The organism is Parasaccharibacter sp. TMW2.1890 (assembly GCF_023337645.1).
GTDB lineage: Bacteria > Pseudomonadota > Alphaproteobacteria > Acetobacterales > Acetobacteraceae > Bombella > Bombella apis.
Genome location: NZ_NWUV01000002.1, coordinates 403829 through 409993 on the forward strand (window position 1 = coordinate 403829; position 6165 = coordinate 409993).

A 6165-nucleotide genomic window follows, 5' to 3' on the forward strand; every position below is an offset into this window, starting at 1 on the left:
GGTACAACGACAACAATATGATGAAACGGCGGACCTTCCTCACCGGCCTCGGTTTGGGAGGTCTCGCTTTTTCCGGTCCATCTCTCGCAAGAGGAGATGGACATCATCATGCACGGACTAAACAACGGCATCTGCCTCATGGTCATGAGCACGCACCTGCTGCCGCCCCGCCATCTGATGCGCCCGCTCTCAGTACGCTCTCAGACACAACACGTCAGCAGATTACCCAACTTGTCAGCATAGCTCCTCATAAATCACGGCAAGAGCGCATCATGCTGATCTCACAATTCATGAAGGGCACGCCCTATCTGGCGCAGCCACTTATTGGCTCAGCGAATACAGCTGAAGAACTTATTCTTTCATGGCGGGGTGTAAATTGCATGACCTTCGTGGAAATCATTCTAGCCGCTAGCCAAAGCTTTAATGTGGAGCAATTCATACACGCACTAATCGCCACACGATACAGTCATCATCATGTCAGCTTTACAGAACGACGACATTTTCTGAGTGACTGGTTACATGGCTCACCCGTTCTCTGTCGTGATCTGAGCCCGAAATTTTCGTATGCACAGCGGGTTGAGAAAACACTGAACCTGAAACTCTCTTCTTCCAACAATCCAGATAACGGGCATGAAAAGACCCAAGACCATTATGTGCCGGGTATTCCACTGAAGAAACGCCTCATCACCTACCTGCCAACACGACCATTGCTTGATGATTTACAAACCGGTGGTGTTCGCAAGATTGTAAAAACGGGCGATGTTATCGGTATTTATAGCCCATTGGCAGGGTTAGATGTCTTCCATATCGGGCTAGCAATTTGGCACGGTAGAACCCTGCTCTTCCGCAACGCCTCTTCCCTTCCCGAACATCGCTATGTCGTCGACACCCCCCTTGACCACTACTTACAAGAGCGCCGAGGGGCCATCATATATCGCCCCCGCTAGGCAATAGCGAGACACAACACAATCATAATATATTGATAAATATAGCTAATAAGGGAATCCCTCCCCCTCGTAAACGAGGGGGAGGTAATCCTTCGCATGGAAAACCATGTTACCGTGGTTTCCCAACCGATTTGCCTAGAATCGATATTAAAAATAATACTCAAATGATGTCAATAGACATGAAGGAAAACATTTTATGACACCTATCTCCGAATCCCTCCTATTCGGTCTTGATGTTGGAATCAGCTCATGTGGCTGGGCCGTACTCAAGCACTCAGACACAACAGGACACATAGAAGCCCTTGGAAGCTGGTGCTTTGATGCCCCCGAAACAAAGAAAGAACGCACACCCACCAATCAGATCAGACGCTCCAGCCGCCTTCTCCGCCGTGTCGTCCGCCGTCGCCGCAACCGGATGACTGAGATACGCCGTCTCTTTGCTCGGCATGGCCTGATTGATAATGACCGACCAGATGCTCTCCACCAACCTGCCATTGACCCATGGGAAATGAGGAGACGGGGCCTTGATCACAAACTGACCCCCGAAGAATTTGCCGTAGCCTTGGCTCATATTGCCAAACATCGAGGCTTCAAATCCTCTGCGAAACGTGTCGGAAGCAATGCCTCGCCTGACGACAGTAAAATGTTGGCCGCGCTTGAAAAAACCAAAGAGCTATCAGCCCAATATCGCACAGTCGGCGAAATGTTCGCCCGTGATTCCGCCTATGTACAGCGGCGGCGCAACCGGGATGGTCTCTTTGACCGTACAATAAGCCGGGATGACCTCATCGATGAGGCAAAAATCCTCTTTGATAGGCAACGTAAGCTAGGCAACCCCGTTGCCAGTACCGAAATTGAGGAAGCTTTTACCCGCATCGCCTTTTGGCAGAACCCCATGCAGGACAGCGGCGTACTGGTAGCCTCCTGCCCTTTCGAGCCGAAAGAAAAACGTTCATCCCGATTCTCACCGTCCTTCGAGCGGTTTCGTCTTCTCTGCCGCCTTATCAATCTCCGTGTCACCGATGGCCCAGAAGAACGTCCTCTGACAGAAGAAGAGCTACGCCTTGCCTACGAGCACGCAGGTAAAACACGCAAACTGACAGCCGCCGCCATCCGTAAGCTCATCGGTCTACGGGATGATCAACACTTCACCACCATACCACCAGAGCAAGAAAAACAAGACATCACAAGCCGGACGGGAGAGACATTTGCAGGCACGGCAACGTTCCGTTCCGTACTGGGAGAATCGTTATGGCGGCAGTTACTGCCACATCCTGAATGGCTTGATAACGCTGCATGGATCATCAGTTTCCATGAACTAACGGAAACTATCATAGAGAAACTGGGCGAAATCGGCCTTCCTGTCGAAGCCTACGAACTCATCTGCGATGCTCTGAAAAGTGACAAAAGTCCATTTGCAAAATTCAAAGGGGCCTCCTCCCTCTCCGACAAAGCCGTACGGGCTCTTATCCCCTACCTTCAGCAGGGTCTAACGTACGACAAAGCCTGCCAGAAGGCGGGATATGATCACGCTGCATCCCGATTCAGCGGCCGTGCAACAATCGATACAAAAGCCAAATTTAACGCTCTCATGGCTGAGGTCCGGGACAGTATTGCCAACCCCATCGCCAGAAAAGCCTTGAGTGAAGGGATGAAACAGCTCTGGGCCATGCGAAACCGCTGGGGTCTACCGGGGGCCATCTGTATTGAACTGGCTCGTGATGTAGGTAACAGCCTTGAAAAACGTAAGGAAATTGAGCGTAAGCTCAAAACCACGGCCAAACAGCGTGCCAGAGAGCGTGAAGAAGCCTGTGAACTACTGAACTTGAAGGAGGTTTCTTCAGATATCCTCCTACGGTACCGCCTCTGGAAAGAACAGGGAGGCCGCTGCTGTTATTCGGGCAAGTCCATTACACCGGACATGCTCATGGCACAGGATAATCGGATTCAAATTGATCATATCCTGCCTTGGTCTCGTTTTGGGGATGACAGTTACAGCAATAAAGGGCTTTGTCTCGCAAAAGAAAATCAAGCCAAGAAAAACCAGACACCCTATGAGTGGATTCATGGCCAGGGAACCACGGCCCAGAAGGAACAATGGGACAAATTTGTCGCCGATGTGGAAAGCCGTAAAAACACCAAGGGCCTGAAAAAGCGCAATTTCCTTCTTAAAGGCAGCAAAGAGATAGAGGAACGGTTCCGTAGCCGCAATCTCAATGATACACGCTATGCAGCCCGCCTGATGGTCGAGGCGGCACGCCTGCTATATCCCGCCGGACAGCGCGGCGAAAAAGGGGGAACAAGGCGGGTATTCACCCGTCCTGGGGCTCTAACAGCTGCTCTCCGTCATGCTTGGGGTGTTGAATCCCTCAAAAAGATCGATGGGGAACGCCTCCATGATAACCGTCATCATGCACTGGATGCCGCCATTGTGGCTGCTGTCAGCGAAGCGGAAATCCAGAAACTCACGAAGTCTTTTCAGGAATGTGAGCAGAAAGGCCTATCCCGCCCCATGCGGGATGTTGCCCCACCATGGGACGGATTCCGGGATCAGTTAAAAGAAAAATACGAGACCATTTTCGTCGCCCGTCCCGAACGCCAGCGGGCCCGTGGTCAAGGCCACGAAGCCACGATCCGACAGGTCCGGAAAGAAGAAACAGGCCCGGTCATCTATGAACGCAAAGCCGTCAGCGCCCTAACCTTAGCTGATCTTGCCAAAATCAAAGACCCAGACCGCAATGCCGGTCTTATCGCCTCCCTCCGCCAGTGGATTGAAGCTGGGAAACCGGCAGACAAGCCACCAAGAACCCCGTGCCACCAGAGCGCAGCAGGCCATGAAATACGCAAAGTACGCCTTGCTACCATAATTACACCAGCTGTTCCTGTCCGAGGGGGCATGGCGAAGAGAGGTGACATAACACGGGTTGATATCTTCAAAGTCATCGGGAAAAAGGGGAAGCCAGAATGGTACATGATCCCCATATATCCCCACCAGATCATGAATCGTTCCCAATGGCCAGCTCCCCCTAATAAAGCTGTCGTCGAAAAAAAATCCGAGGAAGACTGGCCTATCATGGGGGCAGAAGCTCAATTCCAGTTTAGTCTCTATCGCTACAGTTATGTGCAGCTTTCTAACGAGAAATCTGTCATAAAAGGATATTTCTACAGCTGTAATCGGTCAAAAGCTTATATTACTCTAGTCGATTCAACCGAATCAACCGACTCAACCGATGCTGCACCGTCACAAAAAGACAAATGTATAAAAACCCTGGAGCATATCCAAAAATTTTCCGTTAATCGCTTCGGCGAATTGTCACCCGTCAAACAGGAGACACGAACATGGCATGGCGTTGCGTGCACATCTCCCGACCAGCACGATTGAAGCTAAAAGACGGACAAATGCTTATTGTGCAGGATGATGACACCATCACCCTGCCATTAGAGGACATAGCCTGCTGCGTACTCGACACGCCACAGATCACTCTTTCTGGTGCCCTGCTTTCCACGCTTGCCGTGCAGGGCATCATCTTGATCGTACCGGATGCCAGACACCACCCAGCCGGACTTCTCCTCCCCTTCCACCAACACTATGCACAAGCAGACATCATACAGTTTCAGATATCCGCTTCTTTGCCACTCCGTAAACGACTTTGGCAGCTGCTCGTCACTACCAAGATCAACAATCAAGCGGCCGTTCTGAACATGCAAAGGCATAGTGAGGCCAAAAGGTTGCAAAACATGATAGACCTCGTGACCTCAGGCGATAAGGCTAACATCGAGGCACAAGCCGCCCGCTTTTACTGGTCCCGGCTTTTTCTCAACTTCACTCGCGCCAACGAAGCTGATAAGCGCAATGGCCTTTTAAATTATGGCTATGCCATCCTTCGTGCAGCCTTGGCACGTGCCTGCGTTGCTGCAGGACTTATCCCTTCACTAGGAGTGCATCATGCATCTCGCACCAACGCCTTCAATCTTGTTGATGATCTCATAGAACCTTTCCGCCCCTTCGTGGACCAGATGGTAGCCCAATACCATCCGGAGCCAGCCACTGCTTCAGCCAGTCTTGAGGACCGCCAGTTCATGGTTGGCATCCTGTCACAATCTGTTCTGATAGGCCAAGAAACCATGACCATTCTTGCAGCGACTGAAATTGTTGCCTCTAACCTGGTTAAAGCCCTTGAACATAACAGTGCTGCCTTACTGCGCCTGCCTGTCTGCATCGCTGGGGGTAGCTCATGAAAGCAGAGGAGACCCGATTCTTGTGGCTAATAATCTTTTTCGACCTCCCCGTCCGCACCAAAATTCAAAGGCGGCAGGCAGCGCAGTTTCGTAATTTCCTACGTGATGATGGATTCATCATACTACAATATTCTGTCTATGTTCGTGTCGGACGGGGACAAGACAGTCTCGATAAACATTTACGCCGGGTTCGGACCGCCCTCCCTAAAGAAGGAAGCGTCCGAGCTTTGCAAGTAACGGACAAACAGTATGGAAGGATGGAGATTATGCTCGGCCTTGCCAAAAAAACCGAAGGAATAGGCACGAAACAGATGGTGTTGCTATGATTTTCGATCGTAAAAACAATAAAAAATCATGCAACATCAATCTGTTACGCAAGAGCTAGCCTACCATAGGCAAATCGGTAGGGAAACCACGGCCCCAGCCTGCAAGCCCTTAGCAAACTGCATAGCCTACCATAGGCAAATCGGTAGGGAAACCACGGCATGTGGCCTGCATCCCTTCGGCAGAGCCTCAGCCTACCATAGGCAAATCGGTAGGGAAACCACGGCCAATACCGACAGGCACGTGGATCGTCCGCCAGCCTACCATAGGCAAATCGGTAGGGAAACCACGGCGTTCCTCTGGCGGCCGCCCTTGCCCATGACAGCCTACCATAGGCAAATCGGTAGGGAAACCACGGCAGCTCATTGTTGCTGCGGATGCCGTTCGTGAGCCTACCATAGGCAAATCGGTAGGGAAACCACGGCCCTTCCGCCGTGAGGCCCTTAGAGCAATCGAACCTACCATAGGCGAATCGCTAACCATCCAAGCGATTTGGAGCAATGTATTTTGTTTGGGGGGGGATATTTTTGGATGCGGGGGTAGGATTTGAACCTACGACCTTCAGGTTATGAGCCTGACGAGCTACCGGGCTGCTCCACCCCGCGTTGGTGGGTGGTTTTTATGGGTGTGGGTGAGCGAGGGGACCTGGCGGCGA

At 51.5% G+C, this 6165-nt stretch carries 4 protein-coding genes and 1 tRNA gene; 4 read left to right on the forward strand and 1 reads right to left on the reverse strand.

Features of this window, described 5'->3' with window-relative positions:
- The first annotated feature begins 17 nt into the window (after positions 1–17).
- From CPA54_RS06595 to cas2, 4 genes are all read left to right on the forward strand, one after another.
- Positions 18–947, forward strand: coding sequence for an N-acetylmuramoyl-L-alanine amidase-like domain-containing protein (locus CPA54_RS06595; protein ID WP_249085877.1), 930 nt, complete (start codon positions 18–20; stop codon positions 945–947).
- A gap of 196 nt (positions 948–1143) precedes the next feature.
- Positions 1144–4329, forward strand: a complete 3186-nt coding sequence (cas9, locus tag CPA54_RS06600; RefSeq protein ID WP_249085878.1) for a type II CRISPR RNA-guided endonuclease Cas9 — start codon at positions 1144–1146, stop codon at positions 4327–4329.
- Positions 4287–5186 carry a type II CRISPR-associated endonuclease Cas1 gene (gene cas1, locus CPA54_RS06605; RefSeq protein ID WP_249085880.1) on the forward strand — a complete coding sequence of 300 codons (900 nt, stop codon included), beginning with the start codon at positions 4287–4289 and terminating at the stop codon, positions 5184–5186. Before cas9 ends, cas1 begins: the two co-directional genes overlap by 43 nt.
- The gene (cas2, locus tag CPA54_RS06610; protein ID WP_249085883.1) at positions 5183–5512 is read left to right on the forward strand and encodes a CRISPR-associated endonuclease Cas2; all 330 of its coding nucleotides are present in this window, start codon (positions 5183–5185) and stop codon (positions 5510–5512) included. The genes cas1 and cas2 overlap by 4 nt, the downstream gene beginning before the upstream one ends.
- Before the next feature lie 526 nt (positions 5513–6038).
- On the opposite strand, the gene CPA54_RS06615 is transcribed toward cas2, so the two are convergent.
- Positions 6039–6115: transfer RNA gene (locus tag CPA54_RS06615), tRNA-Met, on the reverse strand.
- Positions 6116–6165 lie beyond the last annotated feature (50 nt).